The 23197-nt window shown below is 39.3% G+C and carries 16 protein-coding genes; 13 read left to right on the forward strand and 3 right to left on the reverse strand.

The window, feature by feature from the left end; all coding sequences use genetic code 11:
- Window positions 1-31 precede the first annotated feature (31 nt).
- Window positions 32-2887 carry a TonB-dependent receptor gene (locus JG479_RS19390; protein WP_200220473.1) on the forward strand — a complete coding sequence of 952 codons (2856 nt, stop codon included), beginning with the start codon at window positions 32-34 and terminating at the stop codon, window positions 2885-2887.
- Here the strand turns inward: JG479_RS19390 and JG479_RS19395 are convergent.
- Window positions 2884-4671, reverse strand: coding sequence for a metallophosphoesterase family protein (locus JG479_RS19395; RefSeq protein WP_234047910.1), 1788 nt, complete (start codon window positions 4669-4671; stop codon window positions 2884-2886). The two genes, JG479_RS19390 and JG479_RS19395, sit on opposite strands and share 4 nt — an antisense overlap.
- 180 nt (window positions 4672-4851) lie before the next feature.
- On the opposite strand from JG479_RS19395, the gene JG479_RS19400 reads away from it, so the two are divergent.
- The 3 genes from JG479_RS19400 (at window position 4852) to JG479_RS19410 (ending at window position 9885) form a co-directional block, all read left to right on the forward strand.
- Window positions 4852-5913, forward strand: a complete 1062-nt coding sequence (locus JG479_RS19400) for a Ca2+-dependent phosphoinositide-specific phospholipase C (RefSeq protein WP_200220474.1) — start codon at window positions 4852-4854, stop codon at window positions 5911-5913.
- 21 nt (window positions 5914-5934) lie between these two features.
- On the forward strand, window positions 5935-8658 hold the full coding sequence (locus JG479_RS19405; protein WP_200220475.1) for a TonB-dependent receptor: 2724 nt from the start codon (window positions 5935-5937) through the stop codon (window positions 8656-8658).
- Window positions 8659-8991: 333 nt separating this feature from the next.
- Window positions 8992-9885, forward strand: a complete 894-nt coding sequence (locus JG479_RS19410) for a LysR family transcriptional regulator (protein ID WP_200220476.1) — start codon at window positions 8992-8994, stop codon at window positions 9883-9885.
- A 34-nt stretch (window positions 9886-9919) separates the two neighbouring features.
- On the opposite strand, the gene JG479_RS19415 is transcribed toward JG479_RS19410, so the two are convergent.
- Complete coding sequence (locus JG479_RS19415; protein ID WP_138490226.1) at window positions 9920-10792, reverse strand: EamA family transporter; 873 nt, start codon at window positions 10790-10792, stop codon at window positions 9920-9922.
- A gap of 224 nt (window positions 10793-11016) precedes the next feature.
- The gene (trhP, locus tag JG479_RS19420; RefSeq protein WP_200220477.1) at window positions 11017-12402 is read right to left on the reverse strand and encodes a prephenate-dependent tRNA uridine(34) hydroxylase TrhP; all 1386 of its coding nucleotides are present in this window, start codon (window positions 12400-12402) and stop codon (window positions 11017-11019) included.
- Window positions 12403-12677: 275 nt separating this feature from the next.
- On the opposite strand from trhP, the gene ndk reads away from it, so the two are divergent.
- The 9 genes from ndk to der all read left to right on the forward strand — a co-directional run bounded on the left by ndk (window position 12678) and on the right by der (window position 23149).
- On the forward strand, window positions 12678-13109 hold the full coding sequence (gene ndk / locus JG479_RS19425; protein ID WP_002961288.1) for a nucleoside-diphosphate kinase: 432 nt from the start codon (window positions 12678-12680) through the stop codon (window positions 13107-13109).
- 170 nt (window positions 13110-13279) lie between these two features.
- Complete coding sequence (locus JG479_RS19430; protein ID WP_002961289.1) at window positions 13280-14410, forward strand: bifunctional tRNA (adenosine(37)-C2)-methyltransferase TrmG/ribosomal RNA large subunit methyltransferase RlmN; 1131 nt, start codon at window positions 13280-13282, stop codon at window positions 14408-14410.
- 126 nt (window positions 14411-14536) lie between these two features.
- Window positions 14537-16375: a type IV pilus biogenesis/stability protein PilW gene (gene pilW / locus JG479_RS19435; protein ID WP_200220478.1), complete on the forward strand. Its 1839-nt coding sequence runs from the start codon at window positions 14537-14539 to the stop codon at window positions 16373-16375.
- Window positions 16372-17238, forward strand: a complete 867-nt coding sequence (locus tag JG479_RS19440; protein WP_200220479.1) for a RodZ domain-containing protein — start codon at window positions 16372-16374, stop codon at window positions 17236-17238. Before pilW ends, JG479_RS19440 begins: the two co-directional genes overlap by 4 nt.
- A 5-nt stretch (window positions 17239-17243) precedes the next feature.
- Window positions 17244-18362, forward strand: coding sequence for a flavodoxin-dependent (E)-4-hydroxy-3-methylbut-2-enyl-diphosphate synthase (gene ispG, locus JG479_RS19445; protein WP_002961295.1), 1119 nt, complete (start codon window positions 17244-17246; stop codon window positions 18360-18362).
- A gap of 136 nt (window positions 18363-18498) precedes the next feature.
- Window positions 18499-19779, forward strand: a complete 1281-nt coding sequence (gene hisS / locus JG479_RS19450) for a histidine--tRNA ligase (RefSeq protein WP_008168943.1) — start codon at window positions 18499-18501, stop codon at window positions 19777-19779.
- A 19-nt stretch (window positions 19780-19798) separates the two neighbouring features.
- Window positions 19799-20419, forward strand: a complete 621-nt coding sequence (locus tag JG479_RS19455) for a YfgM family protein (protein ID WP_002961300.1) — start codon at window positions 19799-19801, stop codon at window positions 20417-20419.
- A 10-nt stretch (window positions 20420-20429) separates the two neighbouring features.
- Window positions 20430-21608 (forward strand): outer membrane protein assembly factor BamB, encoded by a 1179-nt coding sequence (gene bamB / locus JG479_RS19460; RefSeq protein ID WP_002961301.1) that lies wholly within the window; start codon window positions 20430-20432, stop codon window positions 21606-21608.
- A 74-nt stretch (window positions 21609-21682) separates the two neighbouring features.
- Entirely contained in the window at window positions 21683-23149 is a 1467-nt protein-coding gene (gene der / locus JG479_RS19465) for a ribosome biogenesis GTPase Der (RefSeq protein WP_200220480.1), read from the forward strand.
- The last annotated feature ends 48 nt before the right edge of the window (window positions 23150-23197 follow it).

Here is a 23197-nt window from a genome sequence, read left to right on the forward strand (position 1 = left end):
AATATGACTGTATTACTTTGATTAAATGATTATGCTAAAACAGGTACGTACATTAAATAAAAGTATTTTAGTGTACTTTTTTATCGGTGCTAGTTGTTTAACAACGTTGCCTAGTGCGGCAAAAAATATAAATACCTTTATTTATATACCAGCGGGTTCTCTCAGTGATAGCTTAAGAGAGGTAGCAAATGCATATGCAGTCTCTTTTAGTAGTAACCCTTCACTTATCAACGACAAAACTACGTCCACCTTAGTGGGCGATCATACACTTGCTCAAGCACTAGATTTTTTATTAAGAGGCAGCGAGTTAACATATAAAATTCAAGACAAGGGTTTTGTTATTTTTCAAAAAAAAATAACAACCAATAGCGAAATACTTGAAGAAATAACAGTAAAGGGTATTCGCTATTCATTAGCTAGCTCACGAAATTTAAAACACAATAATAAAACGATTAGTGAAGCAATTTCAGCACAAGATATTACCGATATTCCCAATACTAACTTGGCCGAGGCCTTACAGTATATTCCTGGCGTAGCAATTACTCGCGAAGCAGGCGAAGGTCGCCAAGTATCAATACGAGGTAACTATCCTGATTTTAGTTTGGTGACACTCAACGGTATGCCTGTGTTAGCAAATAATGATTCACCTATGGATAGCCGAGTGCAAAAACAGCGCGATCGTTCTTTCGATTTCAATATTTTACCTGCCGAGCTTTTTAAACAAATCCATGTAATTAAAGCATATTCCGCCGATAAAATTGCAGGTGGAATATCTGGAACAATGGCATTACAAACTATAAACCCTCTAGATAATGAGGGGTTTAAATTTATTATTACCCCAGAAGTTGGCTACAACGACTATGTGGGTACAGGCGCAAAACGCTATTCAAGCTTAATTTCTAACACGTGGAATAATTGGGGGGTACTTGCAAGCGTTGCATACACAACCAGAGAGTCGTTAGAGCAAGGTGCTAATACATTTCGCTGGCGTAATATTGCAATAGATGGGGCTGACCTATCGGCTTTAACCCAATCACAAGCACTGCATTTGACTCAAGGCGATTATATAGTTCCTCGTGGTAATCGGTACTCGGTATGGCAAGCTACACAGCAGCGATTTGGGGCAAATCTATCTGTAGAGTATAAAAATGAAACCACCCATTTTGATTTTGATATGCTCTCAGGGTTTTTAAAAGGGGATAGGCATGAATATCATTTATACCCTAGAGGGGAGCAGTCTACGCCTATAATTAAAGGGCTAACAACAATTACAGACATTCAAACGAATGAAAATAATGAGCTAGTGTATGCACGTTACGAAAATGCACGAGTCGCAACCGAAAGTAGAACCCAAGAAATAAATACGGCATATCAGCAAGGTGTGCTATCACTTACGCAACAAGTGAATACAAATTGGAAAGTAAGCGCCATATTAGGAAAAGAACAATCAAAGTATGACATTCCTTACAGCAATAAGATTTATACCCAAGGCATAAGTGACGTTACGATTGATTATCGTAAAACTCCATTTTATGCAGATATTAACTACAGTGAAAATTTAAAAAATCCTACAATGTGGCAAATGCATCATGGTGATATAGAACAATACAATTCAAATAGTGAGTACACCTTCGCAAAATTAGATTTTCAATATGACATTAATAGTTTAATCACCCTTCAATTTGGAGCTGATTGGACTCTGTTTGAAAATAAAATGTATAACGCACAGCAAAACGATATTTTTTTAAATGAATTAACTAATACACCACAACAATTAACTGACCTTCCTGCGTCGTATGTTTCATCGCAACATGCACATAAAAGCCTACAATGGTTAAAAATAAACACCAATGAAGCACTTAAACTTTATGGCATCGACCCATTTAATATACAAAACAATAGCTCATCAATTACCACTGAAGCTGAGCATATACAAGAATATAGCAGAGGAGCTTATACTTTAATAAGCACAGAGCAGGCACAATGGGAAGCTCATATAGGTTTGCGTTACCAAGCAGAATCCATAACATCTCACACTCAAGCCCCTTACTCTCCTATTTCATATAGCCTTTGGCTTCCAACTTTTAATGGATCATATTTTATAAACGATAAATGGCGATTACGTGTAGGACTTTCTAAAAACTATTCAAAACCATTACTGAACTCACTAAGTTTTAATGGTTCAAACGATACCCCAAATAATACAAAATATACATTTAACTCAAGTCTAAAACCTTACTTATCTTATAATACCGATATTTCCTTAGAAGCAGATTTTAGTAGTCGTAGTACGTTTAATATATCACTCTTTTATAAAGATTTGGATGATTACATAGTTACAACGCAAGTCCCCTTATCAAAAACTTCAGAGTCTACAACCCCCGATATTAATAACCTTTGGCTAAGTAATGCAGAATCAGCTTATCAGTGGGGAGCGGAAATAAGTTTAAATTATTTAATACATAATTCTGACTGGGGTATCAACCTACAAACAACTTACAATAAAGGCAAAGTCACGTATTACGACTCAAATAATGGCTCAGCTTTATTTAAAAAAAACCTACCTTTTTTATCTAAAATAACCGCCTCAAGTATGATCTTTTACGATCACCCTAAGTTCAATTTTAAACTAGGCGCTATTTTTAGAGATAAATATTTAGTTCGGGCAGGCAGTCTTTTGCTCGATGAAAACGAAACAGGGTTTATGCCGACTGTTTATTGGGATGCAAACCTAAATTATTATTTTTCTAATCATTGGAAACTTAAATTTAGCGCATTTAATCTCAGCAATGAACAAGAGCGACAATACAGTAATTCAACACTAAGAGCCTACAACTCAACCACAAGTGGTCGCACTTATTACTTGGGGTTGAGTTATCACTATTAGGTAATCTCCCCCGTTTTCAAATCAACGCTAAAATTCTCACCTTGGCTATGCTTACTAAATTTTGCCATTACTTTTATTAACAAAGCTAAGTATTGCTGTGTTTGCGTATCTGTTTTACATGTCGATTTAGCTAAAAAATCATTTAGCTGTTGATAAGTAATACGCTTTTGAGGCGTTATATCTGCAGTTACATCGCCATTTCGTAATAAGTAAAAATCTTGAAGCCATTCTTTTGTTGATACTGCTTTAAGCTGAGTGAGCAAATTAGGCGGTACTTCATTTAAACACTGCATATTTGTTAACCAATCAGCTAAATAGTGATTATCGTTTAGCCATGTCACTAAATCTTTTGGCCAATCGCGTTTTAAAAAACGCTGACTAATAAGTCCAAATAAATGCTGTTTAGTAAAATCACCATAATTTTTTGAGCTCAAAATAGTTCGGTCAAAGTTACTAAGGTTATGCCGATTACGATATAACCATTCCTCTTCATATAAACCAAATAAATCATTAAAACCAGGAACATCGTCTAATGTATGAGTACTTACCAATGCGGTTTGCTTAGCTAAATTTAGCTCTGCAACCTTATATGCAGCTTTATAAGCAGCTAAACTTGGCACTTGTACATTAACTAACTGTGAGTCCCGATTACTTGTTACCAGCGCCGTATCATTTAGATGCATATGCCCTGCAAAATGTAGTGTTAATCCTGTATTTGCAAGTATTTTTGCTGTACGGGGTGTAGGCACTCTAGGTAGGGAAAAATGGCCACGACTAAACACTTTATGTAATTCATCATTCGCATTATCGTAAAACTCTCCCATTGGAAAGTGACTAAATGCGATCAGTGTTTTGTTTTGCTCTTTTGACCTTTTTACAACCGTTTTTATCCACTTTAACAGTAAAGGCTTTGCATCAATTAAAGCATTATAGCCGGCACTAGACGACCCCTTAAAAGTGAGTGGCGAATTTTGCCATTGCGGTGCATACACATTGGCATCTATTGCCATTAACCAAACACCTTTTATGGGCTCAACTAAGTAGCTCGCATCTGGCATCGTTATACAATGATTCATATCATGAGGGTCACACCATATAAACTCCCCGTTTTCATAAGGTGTTTCATATAGCACGTCACTTTTATGTTTGCTAAATCCAAAGTCATTAAGTGTGCTTAATATTTCAGTGTATCCCCAGTTTTTTAAACCATCATCACATACAGACTGCTTAGTAATACACTTTTCATGTTGATAACTATACACGCCAAACTCTTTACCTTGAGCCGTTAAGAAGTCAGCTTTACCTGCCACAGTTGTAAATGGCTTTACGGGGTCATGATTACCTGGAATCGCAAAAAAACGCATCCCATATTTTTTTCCATAATGGCCTAAAATACGTGCCAGAGCCCTTACATTAATGGGTTGGCCGTCATCAGTAAAATCGCCAGGTAAAACGACTAGCTTAATTTCTTTTTCTACTAGCTCATCTAATACATGTAAAAAAACGAAATAATTTTCATTGAAAAGTCGCGTTGAGTGAAGCTGCGCATACATACTTCGCACCAGTAATGGTTGCTTTGACCTTACACCCTTTGGTAGCTCTATGTTGTCTGTATTATGTAAATTAGCAAAAATATCATGTAGATGAATATCGGCTAAAAATGCAACTTTAACCGTCTCCATCTTCTCCTGACTTTTAACCTCGAAGTACTCAATAGCACTCACTTTAAATGTAATACATAACCCAATCCATAGTGCTAACCATAGTGCTTTGAGTCTAATCATGATGGCTTTATCCAGTTTTCACTCAACTTATTATTTAGAGCGCGGTAATGGATAAAAGGGGACATAAAATTTTATAAACATGCTTTTCAATTATGAAGCTTTTATTAAATCCATATTTTTGTGTCCCCTAATTTATAAATGCTCGCTCTTAGATAGCAAACACAACAATTGAGACGTGGTATGCCACTTTTTATTTTTATTATTTTTGCAGGTTATGTAACTAGCATTAACGCTATGCCATTAAATACCTTTCAAATGATTGGCTCACATAACAGCTATAAAAAAACATTAAACGTAGGCGTTAAAAATAAATTAAACACTCTAAATCCTAAACTAATGGCCCGTATTGATTACGGTCACTCTCCCATTATTAAACAGTTAAATAGCGGTGTTCGCCATTTAGAAATTGACGTTTTAAAAGACCCTAATGGTGACTTATACATAAAACCTTGGCCTAATACTTTTGCAACGACTCCTTTATTTAATGAGTTAGAAAAAAAGCAATTAGCTACCCCTGGATTTAAAGTAATGCACATTCCCGATATTGATGTGCAAAGCCATTGTGTATTGCTTAGTGGATGTTTGAATACACTTAAAACATGGTCAGAGGCAAACCCGCAGCACTTTCCTATTATTGTAATGCTCAATGTAAAAGAAACGCGATCAGATGTAGTGCTGGGCAATAATCCACTTAAATTTACACCGAACGATTATTATTTACTCGATGAAGTAATTCAAAAATCGTTACCTAACTCATTATTCACGCCCGATAACTTACGTAAAATACCGTTATCTTTAAACCAAACAGTCGTTAGGTTTGGGTGGCCAAGTACACGTGCCTTGGCTGGTAAGTTCATATTCTTATTTGATGGCAATACACAGCAATCGGCACTTTATAAACAAAATAGGCCTTCGTTAAAAGGGGCAAGCATGTTTGCCAATTATGATGAAAACCAGCCCGAAGCTGCTTTTATGATTGTAAACAACCCTACACGCGACTTTTATAAAATTCAGCAACTTGTACTTAAAGGTTACATGGTGCGCACCCGCGCAGATGCAACCTTAAGTGCAACCAATTCTCAGCGAGCAATCCAATTTAATGCCGCGAAAAATAGCGGCGCACAAGTAATTTCGACCGATTTTATACCCAGCTCGCCACAGCAGGCGCGCTTTAACTATGTGGTGCAATTTGACGAAGGTCATTTAGTGCGCACAAACCCTTTTATTAATAATCAACTTTAAATTAAAAACCAAGGAAGCATTATGTTGAACAAACCATCTCGTACGCTTTTAGCAACGGCTATAATGAGCTCATTAGGCGCGTCTAATTATGTGTATGCAGAACAATCTGCTCAAACAGAAGTAGAAGAAATAGTTGTACAGGGTTATCGCAACAGTTTGTTAAAAGCAAAAGATTTAAAACGAAATGCTGTGGGCGCACAAGACTCTATTGTCGCTGAAGATATTGCTGATTTTCCGGATCTAAACTTAGCTGACTCACTACAACGAGTTCCTGGCATTGCGATTACCCGAGAAGGTGGCGAAGGCCGACAAATTTCATTACGAGGTTTAGGGCCAAACTTTACACAAGTACAACTTAACGGTATGGAGGCTTTGGGTACGTCTTCTTCGGCAATGGATAGCCGAGGCTCAGTAAGCAGATCACGCGCTTTTGATTTTAACATATTTGCTTCTGAGTTATTTCAGCGCGTTGATGTGAAAAAATCCTTCTCTGCCGAAATGGATGAAGGTGGTATAGGTGGAACTGTTGGACTTCATACAGCAAAACCATTTGATTTTGATGGGTTTAATACTGCAATATCAGGTCAACTTGGTGACAATTCACAAACTGATGATGTTAGTCCACGTTTTGCAGCTCTGATCTCAGATACTTGGGATGATAAATTTGGCGCATTATTTTCAATTGCATACAGCAAACGTGATGTAAATGAGCAAGGTTACAATACATATCGCTGGCGCAAAAAAAATGCTTCAGGCTCAGATATATCCGAGCTATCAGATGAGTTACAAGACAAAATTAACAACGAAGAAGTGAGCTTTTCACGTGGTAGCCGTTATTCGTTATTTGAAAACCAACAAGAGCGCCTAGGGACAACACTTGCCCTGCAGTATCGCCCGAGTAATAACCTTGAATTTAGTTTTGACGCTCTATATGGTGAACTGAATAATGACCGCAGTGAATACCACTTACAAAATAGAGGTTCTAGTTCAACAGCTATTGGTTGTACTGGACCAGCTTATAACAACGAGCAAATATGCTCAAAGCTAACAGCTCTTGAAATAAACGAAAATAACGATGCTATTTATTCAGTATTTGAAAATGCAGCTATTCATTCAGAAAGCCGTAGCCAATATGCTGATACTCAAATTAGTCAGTTTGTATTAAATAGCGATTGGCAAATTACAGAAGATTTAAATATGACCGCCTTAGTCGGGCGTTCACAAACCAAGTTCAATACAGGCAGTGTTAAAGTTTACCTAGAGACATTTGGCGATGAAACTATTGATTATCGCAAGGATGCTTATTATGGGGAAAATACATACGGGTTTGATCCTACTGACAGTAGTTTGTTCCGCTATCACGAAATTGATATATCTGAAGAAGAAATCACCAATACATTTGATTCTATAAAATTAGATTTTAATTACACGCTTAACAATACTTCAAATATAAAGTTCGGTGTATCTAATAAAAAGTTTGAAAGTGAAAACGGTGAAACTAAATCTGATAACGTTAACCGCAGCGATTGGGAAAATGGCGTACTGGATGACACGGTAGATCCAAGCCTGACATTTACAAATACCGCGCACAATAAACAGCAATGGGTAAGTGTCGATGTACTAGGCACCCTAGCAAGTATGAATATCGATCCTAATTTAGATAATCCTGATTTTACCGATAACGTACAAGAAAAAACCTTTGGGGCTTATTTGCAATACGAAGCTGAATGGGAATTGGGCTCAGGTTATTTAATGGGTAATGCTGGTGTACGCCATTACGATACTAAAACCAACGCCGTAGGTTTAATAAATGGAGAAGTAGTTGATGTTGAAAACACCTACTCAGGACTTTTGCCTGCTATAAATTTAGTTTGGGATAGTAATAACAGTTTAGTACTGCGTGCAAGCTATGGCGAAAATCTCACCCGCCCTTCGCTCGGTGCATTAGTGCCAACAGGCGTTGTTCAAAATGATGCCACATCAACCAATGGCCTTAGTATCAGCTCAGGAAACCCAAACCTTAAACCCTACGAATCAGTTAACTTCGACTTTTCAGTCGAGTACTATTTTGAAAACATTGGGTATGCGGCCGTAAGTTACTTTCATAAATCTATCGATAACTTCATTATCACCGAAACATATGATATCCCATACAGCCAAACCGGATATCCTCTTAGCTTTTTAGGCGACGTAGACGAAAACGGTAATCCGCAAACATCAAATACTGTTTTTACTGTTATTCAGCCTCAAAACTTAGATGAAAGTGATATTAGTGGCTGGGAACTCGCTTTTCAACGTGACCTAGACTTTTTACCTGCCCCGTTTAATAACTTAGGTGTTATTGCTAATTATACATTTGCTGATGGTGAAGCACTGTACCGTAATGTAGGTAATTCAGGTATTGATCAATATAAATCATTCCCTGGCCTGTCAGAGCATTCGGGCAACTTTACAGTATATTACGATTCTGATTCATGGGGCGCACGCGTTGCAGCAGCTTATAGAAGTGACTATATTGCATCGGTACAAGCCGGTAACGGCGATGAAGACGAAAATGGTTTTCATGCCAGTACATACATAGATGCATCAGCATTTTATCAGGTTAATGAAAAGCTAAAGCTCACTATAGAAGCAAGTAATTTGACTAATGAACGAGAAGAGCAGTATTCAGACTCCAATGATCGTTTGTACAATACGACGGTTAATGGCCGTACTGTTTATTTAGGTGCAAGTTATCGCTTCTAAATTATAAAAGTGAGGCTCCACTTTTGTGTGGAGCCTCTCATTATTCTTAAGGGGCTCATCAAAAAAGACGACTTATAAATTCACTTAATTAAATAAAGCACTTGATGTAAATCTATTTTCAATGGCTTTAACAAGCATGACTTAAAACTACTTTTAATTTATTTGCTGAACAGATTGAGTTACGTTGTTTACCAGTACCTTCATGAAGAATTATGAAATCAAAGTTATATAAAATTTTATTGCCTAACTTCAGTTCTTACCCCTTAATCTCTAATGAAATTTTAAAGTGCCGCTGTTAATATTGCCTAAATCCTAAATAATAAAGTAGTTCTGATGGCAGCTAGTTATTCTCTTGATGATTTACGTTACTTTTGCACCATAGTAAAACTAGGTAGCTTTAAAAAAGCATCCATAAACCTTGGTATGTCACTATCAACTTTAAGCCGTAGAATACGTTTATTAGAGCAAGCTCTGCAATTAACGTTACTAAATCGAGATGCTCATCGGGTAACACTTACGCATACTGGCGAATTATATTACGACCGCTATCGTAAGTTATTTGACGAAGTAGAGTGTATTGAGCAAGCACTTTGTGATGAGAAAGACCAACCTAAAGGAAAAATTAGGATATCTGCACCCATTTACATGGGTAAACACTTTTTAAGTGCAATTTTTTGTGAGTTTTTACTGCAATATCCCGATATTCAATTAGATTTACGCTTTTCAAATAATCTTATTGATATTGAAAAAGAAGGGATTGATATCGCGTTTAGAGTAAGAAACCCAGCCATCGATAATTGGGTTATTAGAGAACTTAAGCTTACTCATAACCTGCTTTGTGCTCACCAAAATTATGCTCATCATCCCATCACTCATCCGGAGCAATTAGAAGAACAACCAAAAGTTACGTGCCTTGGGCTAGTCCCGTGGCAGTTAAAAAATCAGCAAACGAGCGAAGAATACAGCTTTAATCCAAACTCGCATGTCCGATTAGAAGTTGATGAAATTCAAATGATGAAACAAGCCGTTGAGTCTGGTGTAGGCATTAGCTACATTCCTGATTATATAGCATTGCCTCTTATTGAAGCCGGGGAGCTTAAACGTATTCTTCCTGACTGGCAAAGTGAAGGGCAGCCATTTTCTATGCTTTATCGCGACAGAAAACAAGTACCTTATCGGGTACGACTATTAATAGAGCATACATTGCAACACTTCAACGAAAAGTAGCAATGTATGCTTTTAAAAAGAAAGCTTTAAACGTTTAAAAACTAAGCCTAAGTACAATTACACCTAAAAATGCTGTTGCTAATCCTATCACTTCTTGGCGTGTAAAAGACTCTTTTAGGATGATGCGTGAGTACAATAAAATAATTAAAATGTTCATCCCTGAAATTGCCGAAACGAGCCCTGTATTACCAATTGCAAAAGCCGATATTATTGCCACCATACCTGCCACGTTTGTTAATCCAATCAGTAACCCGTATGAAAATGTTTTACTCGCAGACCAATACCCTTGAGAAGTGCCTTGCTCTGCTAGCATTTTTTTACGCTTTACTAACCAACTAACAGCAAAAAGAAAACTACCAAAACCAAACATAGACGTTAGCGTTGCAAACGTATCGGCCTCAAGAAGTGTTGATTGCTTACCCATTAAATCATTAAATGCAAAGGCAAGTGCAGCGAGTAATCCCCATTGCGCACCTTGTAGGTTGTTCAACGAAATATCGCTTGAATAACGAATGATATAAAGGCCACCAAAAATAATGAAAAAGCCAATTAATTGAATTGTTGTTAAGGTCTCCTGCCACAATAAAAAAGCAAATAAAAGGACAAACAAAGGCGTCAATCCCGATAAAATACTAATTAAAGACGCTTTACCAACCGAAAACCCCTTATGCAACAAACCATTAGCAGCAAAAGAGCCAAAACCTAACGCTAGCCCAACCGTAATGTCTGCCCAGCCATACCATGTATGTTCAAATACCACAGTACCTAGCGCACTAATAACAAATCCTACAAAAAATACACCGAATAATAATAAGTTACGGTTAATCTTTTTCTGCGACGTCCATTGATACAACACTCCTCGAGCACCAAAAAAAACGGTTGCGAGTAATGCAAAAATTATCCACATACAAAAATGATTCCTTTAAAAAGTAATGGGGTAACAGTGAGGAGCGATTTAACAACACGTGTTAAGTACGAATATCCATTATATTCGCTTTTAAAATTTTATAAATAAGCATTAATGATAAGATAAATTCCATAAATGGTATTTAAAAAATAGCAGATGAAGATATAACTGCTCAGCGTCACTCTATTTAATAAAATAGCTTTGAGCAGTTATTAGAGTGGATCCTAACTGACCTCTTTGAACGGATTACGGGTATCTTGGTGCGCGTCTAGATTACGCATTAAAATAGCGTGATCTAAGTTAATGCCCTCATCTAGCGGGATTTTTACAATGTGACCAGAACCTTTAGCATCGCTAATACTTTCGCCCTTTTTGTTTTCCATATATTCAAGCGTAAAAGTAATGTTACCTTGTGGTGTCATAAGCTCTAAAGAGTGACCAGTACAAAATTTATTTTTAACGTCTATTTCAACTAATCCATTTTCGCAGCGCCCAAGTACTTCACCCACAAATTGCTGCTTAGTTGATACAGAGTGACCGTATTCATAGTTTTGATAATCTTGGTGGGCATGGCGTTTTAAAAAGCCTTCGGTATAACCACGATGCGCCAAGTTTTCTAATGTTTTAAATAAGCTAGTATCAAATGGTTTACCCGAAGCCGCATCGTCTATTGCTTTACGATAAACTTGTGCAGTGCGCGCCACATAATAAAATGACTTAGTACGCCCTTCTATTTTTAAACTATGTACCCCCATTTTTGTTAACTGCTCTACGTATTGCACAGCGCGTAAATCTTTGGAATTCATAATATACGTGCCGTGTTCATCCTCAAACGCAGGCATATACTCACCAGGGCGACCTTGTTCCTCAAGAATAAATACATCGTTGCTTGGCGCGCCTTCACCCAATGTAGGAATCACCTGTTTGGGGTCAATTTTATGTACCATTTCGCCAGTTTCGTTCTCAACACCAGGTTTTACATCGTAATCCCAGCGACATGCATTAGTACATGTGCCTTGATTTGGATCGCGCTTATTTATGTAACCAGAGAGCAAACAACGCCCCGAATACGCCATACACAGTGCGCCATGAACAAATACTTCAAGTTCGGTGTCTGGGCAGAGTGTGCGTATTTCGGTTATTTCTTCGAGCGACAGCTCTCTTGATAAAATAACCCGTTCGATCCCCTGCTTTGCCCAAAATTGTACACTCGCGTAATTGACCGCATTCGCCTGTACTGATAAGTGAATTGGCATCGCAGGCCATTTTTCACGAACAAGCATAATTAAACCAGGGTCTGACATAATCAGCGCATCGGGCTGCATCGCAATAACTGGCTCTATATCACGTAAATACGATTTAACTTTCGCGTTATGCGGCGCAATATTAGACACCACATAAAACTTTTTATTTTGCGCATGCGCTTCACTAATACCTATTTGCAGGGTCTCTAGGTCAAATTCATTATTGCGCACACGCAAACTATAACGAGGCTGCCCCGCATAAACCGCATCTGCGCCATAAGCAAACGCGTAGCGCATGTTTTTTAAACTGCCTGCGGGGCATAATAATTCAGGAATAAAAGGCATTGAAGAAATAACGGGTAACATGTGCGCTCCATACATCGAACTGGGTTTAAACCAGTTGCATGAGTTTTACCAATTTGATTGAAAAATTAAGCATTAATCCAGTGAAATTGGTGTTATTGAAAAATACATAAACACAAGCGCAGCAGTATAAATATGGCTAATAATTTAAATTTGATCGAGATCATAAAACAGCAATCAAACTGGTTTTTAATAAAATTAGGATTTTTCACTTAAAACGCGTATAATTCGCGCCCGTTAATATTCACACTTTTACTTAAAATTATTGGAGCATAAAGATGGCTTTAGAGCGTACTTTCTCAATCGTAAAACCTGATGCAGTTGCTAAAAACCACATTGGCGCTATCTACAACCGTTTCGAAACTGCTGGCCTTAAAATCGTTGCAGCTAAAATGGTTCACCTTTCACAAGAGAAAGCTGAAGGTTTCTACGCAGAACATAGCGAACGTCCTTTCTTTGGCGCTTTAGTATCTTTCATGACATCTGGTCCAGTAATGGTTACAGTTCTTGAAGGCGAAAACGCTGTTCTTAAAAACCGTGAAATCATGGGTGCTACTAACCCTGCTGAAGCACTAGCTGGCACTTTACGTGCAGACTACGCTGATAGCATCGACGAAAACGCTGTTCACGGTTCTGATGCTGTTGAATCTGCTGCTCGCGAAATCGCGTACTTCTTCGCTGACGAAGAGCTTTGTTCACGTACTCGTTAATTCGAATTCGTTAACAAAATGAAAAGGGCTTTCGGGCCCTTTTTTAGTCATTACGCAAAGTATCCATAAGTGCATTTTTTGATATTTTACTTAATGATTAAAGTGAGTGAATTGTGTACAATTCGTCCTCGTAAATTTTTATCTCCACCGTCACCGATTGAGGTTGTTTCATGACCGAGCAAAAAAAGATTAACTTATTAGATTTAAACCGAGATGCAATGCGCGAGCTATTTGCATCGTTCGGTGAAAAGCCGTTTCGTAGTGACCAGGTGATGAAATGGATTTATCATTTTGGCGTAGATAACTTCGACGAAATGACTAACGTAAATAAAAAGCTTAAAGAAAAGCTTAAAGCTGAGTGCGAAATTGTAGCGCCAGAAATAACAGTTCGCCAACAAGCAAGCGACGGTACTATTAAGTACGCGCTTATTCTTGAAGGCGGCCAAGAAGTAGAAGCCGTTTGGATCCCTGAAAAAGAGCGCGCTACGTTATGTGTATCATCACAAGTGGGTTGTGCACTTGAATGTACTTTTTGTTCTACTGCTCAACAAGGCTTTAACCGTAACTTAAAAGTATCTGAAATTATTGGCCAAGTTTGGCGTGTAGCTAAAGATATAGGCCTTGATGGTCATAGCGAAAAGCGTCCGGTGACTAATGTTGTAATGATGGGTATGGGCGAGCCTTTACTTAATCTTAAAAACGTAGTGCCAGCAATGGAACTAATGATGGACGATTGGGGCTTTGGTTTATCTAAGCGCCGCGTAACATTAAGTACGTCAGGCGTTGTACCTGCACTTGATTTACTAAAAGAAAAAATTGACGTAGCACTGGCTATTTCATTGCATGCACCAGATAACGCACTGCGTGACATTTTAGTGCCGGTTAATAAAAAGTACCCTATTGAAGAGTTTTTAGCGGCGTGTCGTCGTTATATCGACGGTTCAAAAGCTAATAAAGACGTAACTGTTGAATACGTTATGCTTAATGGCATTAACGACAGCACTGACCAAGCGCATGCATTAGTACAAACGTTAAAAGGCACACCGTCTAAGGTAAACCTTATTCCGTTTAACCCGTTCCCGGGTAACGAGTACACACGCTCAAGTAATAGCCGTATCGACCGTTTTTCAAAAGTACTACAAGCTGCAGGTGTAACCTGTATTGTGCGCCGTACTCGCGGTGATGATATTGACGCAGCTTGCGGTCAGTTAGTCGGTGACGTAGTTGACCGTACTAAACGCTTAGCTAAAAAGAAAATCCGTGACGATAACGCGATTGCCGTTAATATCCACCAAGCATAATCTGTAACAGCCTTATATGAATAAGCCATATAAGGCTGTTAAGTTGTTTATTTTTAAATAAATGATGCAAGAGTAAAGCTTTTAGGTAAGATAGGCGACATGGACTAAAAATAAAGAGATAAGGTAATGCGATCTATACTTGCTATAACACTATCAACACTTGCCCTAAGTGGCTGTGTGAGCGAAAGTAGTTATAACGGCAGTAATAAACCCGTCGTCGAAAATAAAGTTAATAATACTGGCGCAGCACGAACACGAATTGCTTTAGCCCTACAGTATTTAAAAACGGGTAATAATTCTCAAGCCAAATACAATTTAGAACGTGCAGCAGCATTTGCTCCTGACCTACCTGAAGTACATTACTCTCTTGCTTATTACTACCAACAAGTGGGCGAAAACCCGCTAGCAGATAAAGCCTACCAAAAAGCACTTGAAATCAAGCCAGACGATCCTAACACCCTCAATAACTACGGTGTGTTTTTATGTGGTATTGATGAATACGATCGTGCAACTGATCAATTTTTAAAAGCCATTGAAGTACCAAGTTATATTCGCGTTGCCGAAAGCTACGAAAATTTAGCCTTGTGTGCTATTGAATTTGATGATTTTGAAAATGCAGAAAGCTACTTTCAACAGGCACTTAATCACAGCTCTCAGCGAACATCTACATTAATTAGCTTAGCCGCACTGTATTACGCTAAAAGTGACTTGTACAAAGCCAGTGAACTTTTAAAACGCTATGAAAGTACGGGTCGAGTATCTTCTCGCGCATTAATGCTTAGCTATCTTGTAAAAAACCGAATGGGCAGAATTGAAGAAGCTGAAAAAATTTCAAACACTATTTTGCAAACTTACTCTACCAGCAACGAAGCCTATGCGTTAAAAGAGAAAAGAACACGTTTTAATGAGTTTGAAATACTGCGAGAAAAATACCGTAAAGCGCAGTTAAAAGAACTAAAAAATGACGCAAGCGGCGCGCACGTTAGTTCAAAGCCAAAAATAAAAGTTATTAGAAAGAAACGTTCGCCAGAGGACGGGTCAACAAGCTTGGTAACAAACAACGAGCAAAAAACAGATAAAAAGCTCGCAACAGCAAATAACCAAGATGTAAATCCAGTTATAGCAAGAGAAGAGCAAGCTCAAGCATTGCCAAATACGCTCAGTACGCAAGCCGACGAAGCAACCGTAATAGCAAAACAAGTAACGACCCAAAAAGAAGAAGCTCCTAAAGTCGTCGCGCCAAGCAATCCTACCGATACATCGGCTGTTATGCTTGCACTTACTACTGAGCATGACTCTGCAGATTCTATAGTAGCAGCGCCTGAAAAAGCACAGCCCGTTTTAGAACCTAAAAAAGAAGTTATAGCGACAAAACAACCGGCTAAAGCCGATGACGAGGTAACAATAATCTCGTTTGGCGCACCTAAAACAGGCCAGTTTAATTCGCAGCAAACTAGTAACTACAGTAATTCTGCACCTGCAGTTACGAATCAAAAAAACAGTAGTGACGTGGTATTCTACGAAGCGACTAAAAATACAACCGTTTTTGAAAACAGCAACTATCAAAATAATGCTGATATTGAATTTAAAAGCTACGAAGCAGTGCAAAAAACTGAGCTTCCAATGCTTAATCCTAAAGTATCGCCTTTACGCGTGCCATTTCATGTAATTGCTGTTGGCGAAAACCTATTTAGCATTTCGGTGCGATACAATGTTAAACTACAAAAACTCCTGCAATGGAATGGTTTAAAAGAGTCGGATCGGGTAATGAATGGAAGTAAAATATACCTAAACGATCCTAATATTTATTACGAAATTAAAGCTGGTGATTCCCTTTACGATATAGCTACCCAGCGGCATGTATTAATTGATGAATTAATGCGATGGAATAAATTAAGTCCTGATATAGCATTAAAACCAGGGCACAGACTTTTACTAGTGGATCCAGACTCATACACATTATGAATGAAGAAAATACGCAAACACAGAGCGAACAGCCAACTGTAGGCCAAATACTAAAAAATCATAGAGAGCAAGCAAACGTTAGCATCGCAACTATTGCTGCACCGTTAAAGCTGTCTGAACTTCAAATTAAACGCCTTGAAAATGATGAATTTGCGTTACTAGGCCCTATCACTTTTGTTAAAGGCTATATAAAAAATTATTGCCGTGAATTAAAAGTCGATAGCGCACCTATATTAGCAATGATGCCGGCCCCACCAGAGCCGACCAAGCCCGCTAATATGCAAAGCTTTTCGCGCCGAACAGAAAAAGAAGCAAGCGACAGCCGTTTAATGTTTTTTAGTTATTTAATTTTAGCGATTGTTATTGGCTCATCTGCTTTATGGTTTTGGCAAAACGCCACCCCCATTGAAGAGCAAACCAGTAAAATAAACGTTGCCAACTCAATAATGAGTGAACGACAAGCAGCTCAACCCAGTATTTTACAGCAACAGCAACAAGCCGAAATTAACGACGAATCACTATTAGAATCAAAAGATACGCTTGAAACATCAACAAGCCCAGAAGCCGTTACAGAAACGGCTCCTATTACATCTAACAACGAAAGCCAAGAAGATGCTAGCAGTACAATTGTTATGAACTTTAACGGCGAAAGTTGGGTTGAAATTTACGATGGCGAAGGCGAAAAAATAGCATTCGGCGTTAAAAAAGCAGGCTACATCATGACCGTAAGCGGAACGCCTCCTTTTTCAGTTGTGCTTGGTAAGCATGACGCTGTAGACATTACTTTAAACGGCGAACCTGTAGATGTTTCTGCATTTCCTAAAAACCGTTTAGCCAAATTTACATTACCACTAGCAGAGTAGTCGCTATGTTTTCAGAATCCCCAATTAAACGCAGAAAATCCACCCGTATCAATGTAGGTAACGTCCCTATTGGTGACGGCGCCCCTATTGCTGTGCAATCAATGACCAACACCGACACCATGGATGTTGATGCAACCGTTGCACAAATTCAGGCAATACAAGATGCCGGTGCCGACATAGTGCGTGTATCAGTACCGACTATGGACGCAGCTGAAGCGTTTAAAAGTATTAAAGAACAAGTGACTATTCCGCTAGTAGCCGATATTCACTTTGATTACCGTATAGCCTTAAAAGTGGCAAAGTACGGCGTAGATTGTCTGCGCATAAACCCAGGTAATATAGGTAGCGAAGAGCGTATAAGAGCTGTGGTCGATTCGGCTCGCGAGCATAACATTCCTATTCGTATTGGTGTAAATGGCGGCTCACTTGAGCGCGACTTACAAGAAAAATACGGCGAGCCTACACCTGAAGCCTTATTAGAATCAGCAATGCGCCATGTAGATATATTACGCCGCCTTGATTTTGACCAATTTAAAATATCGGTAAAAGCATCAGACGTATTTTTAGCGGTAGGCGCCTATCGCTTACTCGCTAAAGAAATAGACCAACCACTGCATTTAGGTATTACCGAAGCGGGCGGCATGCGATCTGGCTCGGTTAAATCAGCCGTAGGTTTAGGTATGCTACTTGCCGAAGGTATTGGCGATACACTGCGAGTGTCGCTTGCAGCTGACCCTGTTCAAGAAATTAAAGTAGGTTTTGATATTTTAAAATCGCTGCGCATACGTTCGCGCGGAATTAACTTTATTGCCTGCCCAAGCTGTTCTCGTCAAGAGTTTGATGTAGTAAGCACCATGAACCAGCTAGAAGAGCGCCTTGAAGATATTATTGAACCTGTATCGGTTTCGGTAATTGGCTGTGTTGTAAACGGCCCAGGTGAAGCCCTTGTGAGTGATATAGGCCTTGCCGGTGCAAACCGTCGCTCAGGTTTATACATTAATGGCGAGCGCCAAAAAGCGCGTATTGACAACAACAATATTGTTGACCAGCTCGAAGGCTACGTGCGCGACTTTATTGCTCAAAAAGAGCAGCAAACACCTATCGATATTAAAATAGTCGAATAAATACCGTATAAAGCGCCAAACAGCGGTGTTTGGCGTTTACCTTTATGACCAAAACGCTATAATGTCAGGTCAATTTTTAGCATTCTTGTTGTGTAAGCATTTTTTATTACACATAAACAGCATTTAGGATTTATCAGTGGCAAAACAAATTCAGGCAGTTCGCGGTATGAACGATTGTCTGCCGGGCGATACACAAGTTTGGCAGAAAGTAGAAAGCATTTTACGCGAGACAGTAGCATCGTTCGGTTATCAAGAAATTCGTTTTCCTATTGTAGAATCAACCGACTTATTTAAACGCTCTATTGGTGAAGTTACCGATATAGTAGAAAAAGAAATGTACACCTTTGCCGATCGCAATGGCGACTTATTAACACTTCGCCCAGAAGGCACCGCAGTATGCGTACGTGCTGGCAACCAAAATGGCTTACTATATAACCAAGAACAACGCCTTTGGTACATGGGTCCAATGTTTCGTCACGAACGTCCGCAAAAAGGTCGTTACCGTCAGTTTCACCAATTTGGTTTAGAAACATTTGGTATTGCCACAGCCGACATAGACGCAGAAGTTATTTTATTAACAGCGCAACTATGGGAAGCCTTTGGTATTACTGACCACGTTCGTTTAGAGCTAAATTCTTTAGGCTCTAACGAAGCGCGTGCAGATTACCGTGATGCGTTAGTAGCCTACCTTGAGCAACACATTGATGTGCTTGATGAAGACTCAAAACGACGTATGTATTCAAACCCACTACGCGTACTTGATAGCAAAAACCCAGACGTACAAGCAATTTTAACTGATGCGCCTAAATTGTCTGAAAACTTAGACGCTGAATCAAAAGAACATTTTGAAAATTTATGTGAACGTTTAGACGCTGCTGGCGTCTCATATACGGTTAATGAAAAGTTAGTACGTGGTTTAGACTACTACAACCGTACCGTATTTGAATGGGTAACCGACAGCTTAGGCGCACAAGGCACAGTATGTGCTGGTGGTCGTTACGACGGCTTAGTTGAACAGCTTGGCGGCAAAGCAACGCCAGCAGTTGGTTTTGCAATGGGTCTAGAGCGCTTAGTGTTATTACTACAAGCGCTTGAGTGTGTAGGTGACATTCGTCGTAATGCTGATGTATATTTAGCAGCAATGGGCGACAAAGCAAGCATTCAAGCTCCTGCAATTGCAGCGCAACTACGTAAAGACGTACCGGGTTTACGCGTTATGGTGCATGCGGGCGGCGGCAACTTTAAAAAACAATTAAAACGTGCTGATAAAAGCGATGCACTTGTTGCAGTGATTATTGGTGAAGATGAATTAGAAAAAGGCGTTGTGACCATCAAGTATTTACGCGAGCGTAAAGAACAAGTCACATTAGAATTAGAACAAGCTAAAGCGCTATTAGCTGAGCTTATTAACGGCTAAGCGAACATTAGAGGTAAGAATGGATATTTATTCAACAGAAGAACAACAAGCAGAAGCCATTAAACGCTTTTTCCGTGAAAACGGCATTTCACTTGCACTAGGTATACTTGTTGGCCTTGGTGGCTTATATGGCTGGAAAGCATATAACCAAAACCAAATTACTACCGCTGAAAAAGCATCAGATTCATATACAGCGCTTGTTGAAAGTGATGATGTATTATCTTCAGCTGATGCGTTTATTAGCGAAAATAAAGATACAAACTACGCAACACTTGCTGCATTTGTTGCTGCAAAAGACGCTGTAGAAGCAAAAAAATTAGACGTAGCAAGCGAAAAGCTAAGCTGGATAGTGTCTAATACTGAAAATACAGAATTAAAAGCAATTGCGATTACACGTTTAGCGCGAATTCAAATTGCACAAACTAACTATGACGATGCATTAACTACATTAAATGCACCATTACCTGAAGCATTCAATGCAAACGTTGCCGAGCTTAAAGGCGACATTTACACACAGCAAGGTAACAAAGATCAAGCACGTACTGCATATCAAGCAGCAATAGATGCGGGTGGATTAACAAGTAACCCACTATTACAAATTAAGTTAGATGACCTAGCAGTAACTAGCCCAGCGGCATAAGGTTTTAGGTATGAAAAAATTTACAACAGCAGCCCTTGCCCTATGTATGGCAACACTGATGGGTTGTTCATCAAGTGATGATGAAGATGAACTAGTACTTCCTGAAATTGTAAACCAATTTGAAACTGACGTTGTTTGGCAAGAATCTGTAGGTGATGGCGTAGAGCATTACTTTTCTCGTTTAACACCAGCTGTTTACAAAGATACTGTATATGTTGCTAGCCGCGAAGGCCAAGTAGAAGCGCTTTCGCTTACTAACGGCGATACCAAATGGGAAACCGATGTACGCCAAGATTTATCGTTTTGGCCATGGGCTGACAACGGTAATGCAAAATTATCAGGTGGTATTTTGCAAGCCTATGGTAAAATTTATATAGGTTCTGAACACGGCTTTATTATTGCCCTAGATCGCGAAACCGGTGAAGAAGTTTGGCGTAAGAATGTACCAGGCGAATCACTGTCTAAACCGACAGCAGGCGATGGCTTAATATTTGTAAATTTAGGCTCTGGTAAATTGTTAGCCCTTCACCCAGATACGGGCGAAGAGCGTTGGAGTTTTGAACAAGAAGTTCCACCACTAACATTACGCGGACAAAGCTCGCCAACTGTTGCCAACGGTGGTGTATTAGTAGGCCTTGAAACAGGCAAGCTAAGCGTTTTAATTTCAGACAGTGGTTACTCAGCATGGAGCGCAGAAATTGCGGTTGCTAAAGGCGCATCAGAATTTGAACGCCTAGTTGACGTAGACACTCAACCACTTATTAGCGGTCCATACGCTTACGCTATAGCTTACAACGGCAACTTAGCTGCTGTAGATATTCGCTCTGGCAACGTAGTGTGGAAACGTGAGTACAGCAGCTACCGCGAAATTGCGATGGATGCACAAACAATTTATTTAGTAGATAGCGATGGTGTTATTTACGCATTAGATAAAAATTCAGGTATTGAACGTTGGAGCCAACCCGCTCTACGTGGTTGGTACCTAACAGGCCCTGCAGTTGCAGGTAGCCACTTAGCTTTAGGCGACCAAGAAGGTAACCTACATTGGCTAAATAAAGAAACTGGCGAGCTAGTATCTCGCGAAGACTTTGACAGCTCAGGCTTTTTTGTTGAGCCAGTTGTTGCCGACGATAAGCTAATTTTATACACCCGTGATGGTGAAGTTAGTATGGTAAAAATACCAAACTAAGTTACTAATAGTCATATGGTTTTTTTAAGGCTTCGCACTGCGAAGCCTTTTGTTGTTTTTTAAAGAGGTAGTTTATGCTTCCCGTGATCGCTCTAGTTGGGCGACCCAATGTGGGCAAGTCCACATTATTTAACCGTTTAACACGTACTCGTGATGCACTCGTAGCCGATTTTCCAGGTTTAACACGAGATAGAAAATATGGCCAAGCTAGTTACGATGGCTATGAATTTATCGTGGTAGACACGGGCGGTATTGATGGCTCAGAAGAAGGCATCGAAATCGAAATGGCAGATCAATCTCTGCTAGCCATTGAAGAAGCCGACATTGTTCTGTTTTTAGTAGATGCTCGTGTAGGTATGACCGTAGCTGACCAAGCCATTGCTAATCACTTGCGTAAACAAGAGAAAAAGTGCTTTGTTGTTGCCAACAAAACCGACGGCATAGATGCAGATTCAAACTGTGCTGAATTTTACCAATTATCATTAGGTGAAATACATCATATTGCAGCTGCACATGGCCGTGGTATTACCCTATTACTTGAACAAACACTTCAGCCGCTTATTGCTGAACTAGCTGCTCAAGATGAAGAAGTAACAGGTGATGACGAAGAACTAATCGACCTTTACGAAGAAGGCGAAGGTGATGATACCGATCATCAAGCATTTGCAGACAAACCTGTAAAGCTTGCGATTATTGGTCGTCCTAACGTTGGTAAGTCAACACTTACAAACCGCATATTGGGTGAAGAGCGTGTAATTGTATACGATATGCCAGGTACAACGCGTGATTCTATTTATATTCCGATGACGCGTAACGACAAAGAGTATGTGTTAATTGACACAGCCGGTGTTCGTAAGCGTAAAAAAGTAAGTGACGTAGTTGAAAAGTTCTCAGTAATTAAAACACTACAAGCAATCGAAGATTGTAACGTGGTTTTACTTGTTGTGGATGCGCGCGATGGTATTTCTGATCAAGACTTAAGCTTATTAGGTTTTGCGCTTAATTCAGGCCGCTCGCTTGTTATTGCCGTGAACAAATGGGATGGCCTTGACGACTACGTTAAAGATCGTATTAAAACAGAGCTTGATCGCCGTTTAGGCTTTATTGACTTTGCACGCTTACACTTTATATCTGCACTTCACGGTACAGGTGTTGGTCATTTATTTGAATCGGTTGATGAAGCGTACGAGTCAGCAACTAAGCGTATTAGCACCGCAATGCTTCGCCGTATTATGGATATGGCTCAAGCCGATCACCAGCCGCCACTTGTTCGTGGTCGTCGTGTTAAGCTTAAATATGCGCATGCCGGTGGTTATAACCCGCCGCGTATTGTAATTCATGGTAACCAAGTTCACGATTTACCAGATAGCTACAAACGCTACCTGATGAACTATTACCGTAAAGCACTTAAAATTATGGGCACCCCAATCAAAATTGAATTTAGAGAAGGTGATAACCCATTCGCAGGGCGTACGAATAAAGTAACGCTTTCGCAAAAACGTAAAATACGTGCGTTTGCAAAAGAAAACCGTAATAAATAAACTGCATAAGCGTTAATCTATTACAGAAAAACGGCGTACTTTTTAGTA

Source organism: Pseudoalteromonas sp. LC2018020214 (assembly GCF_016598755.1).
GTDB lineage: Bacteria > Pseudomonadota > Gammaproteobacteria > Enterobacterales > Alteromonadaceae > Pseudoalteromonas > Pseudoalteromonas distincta.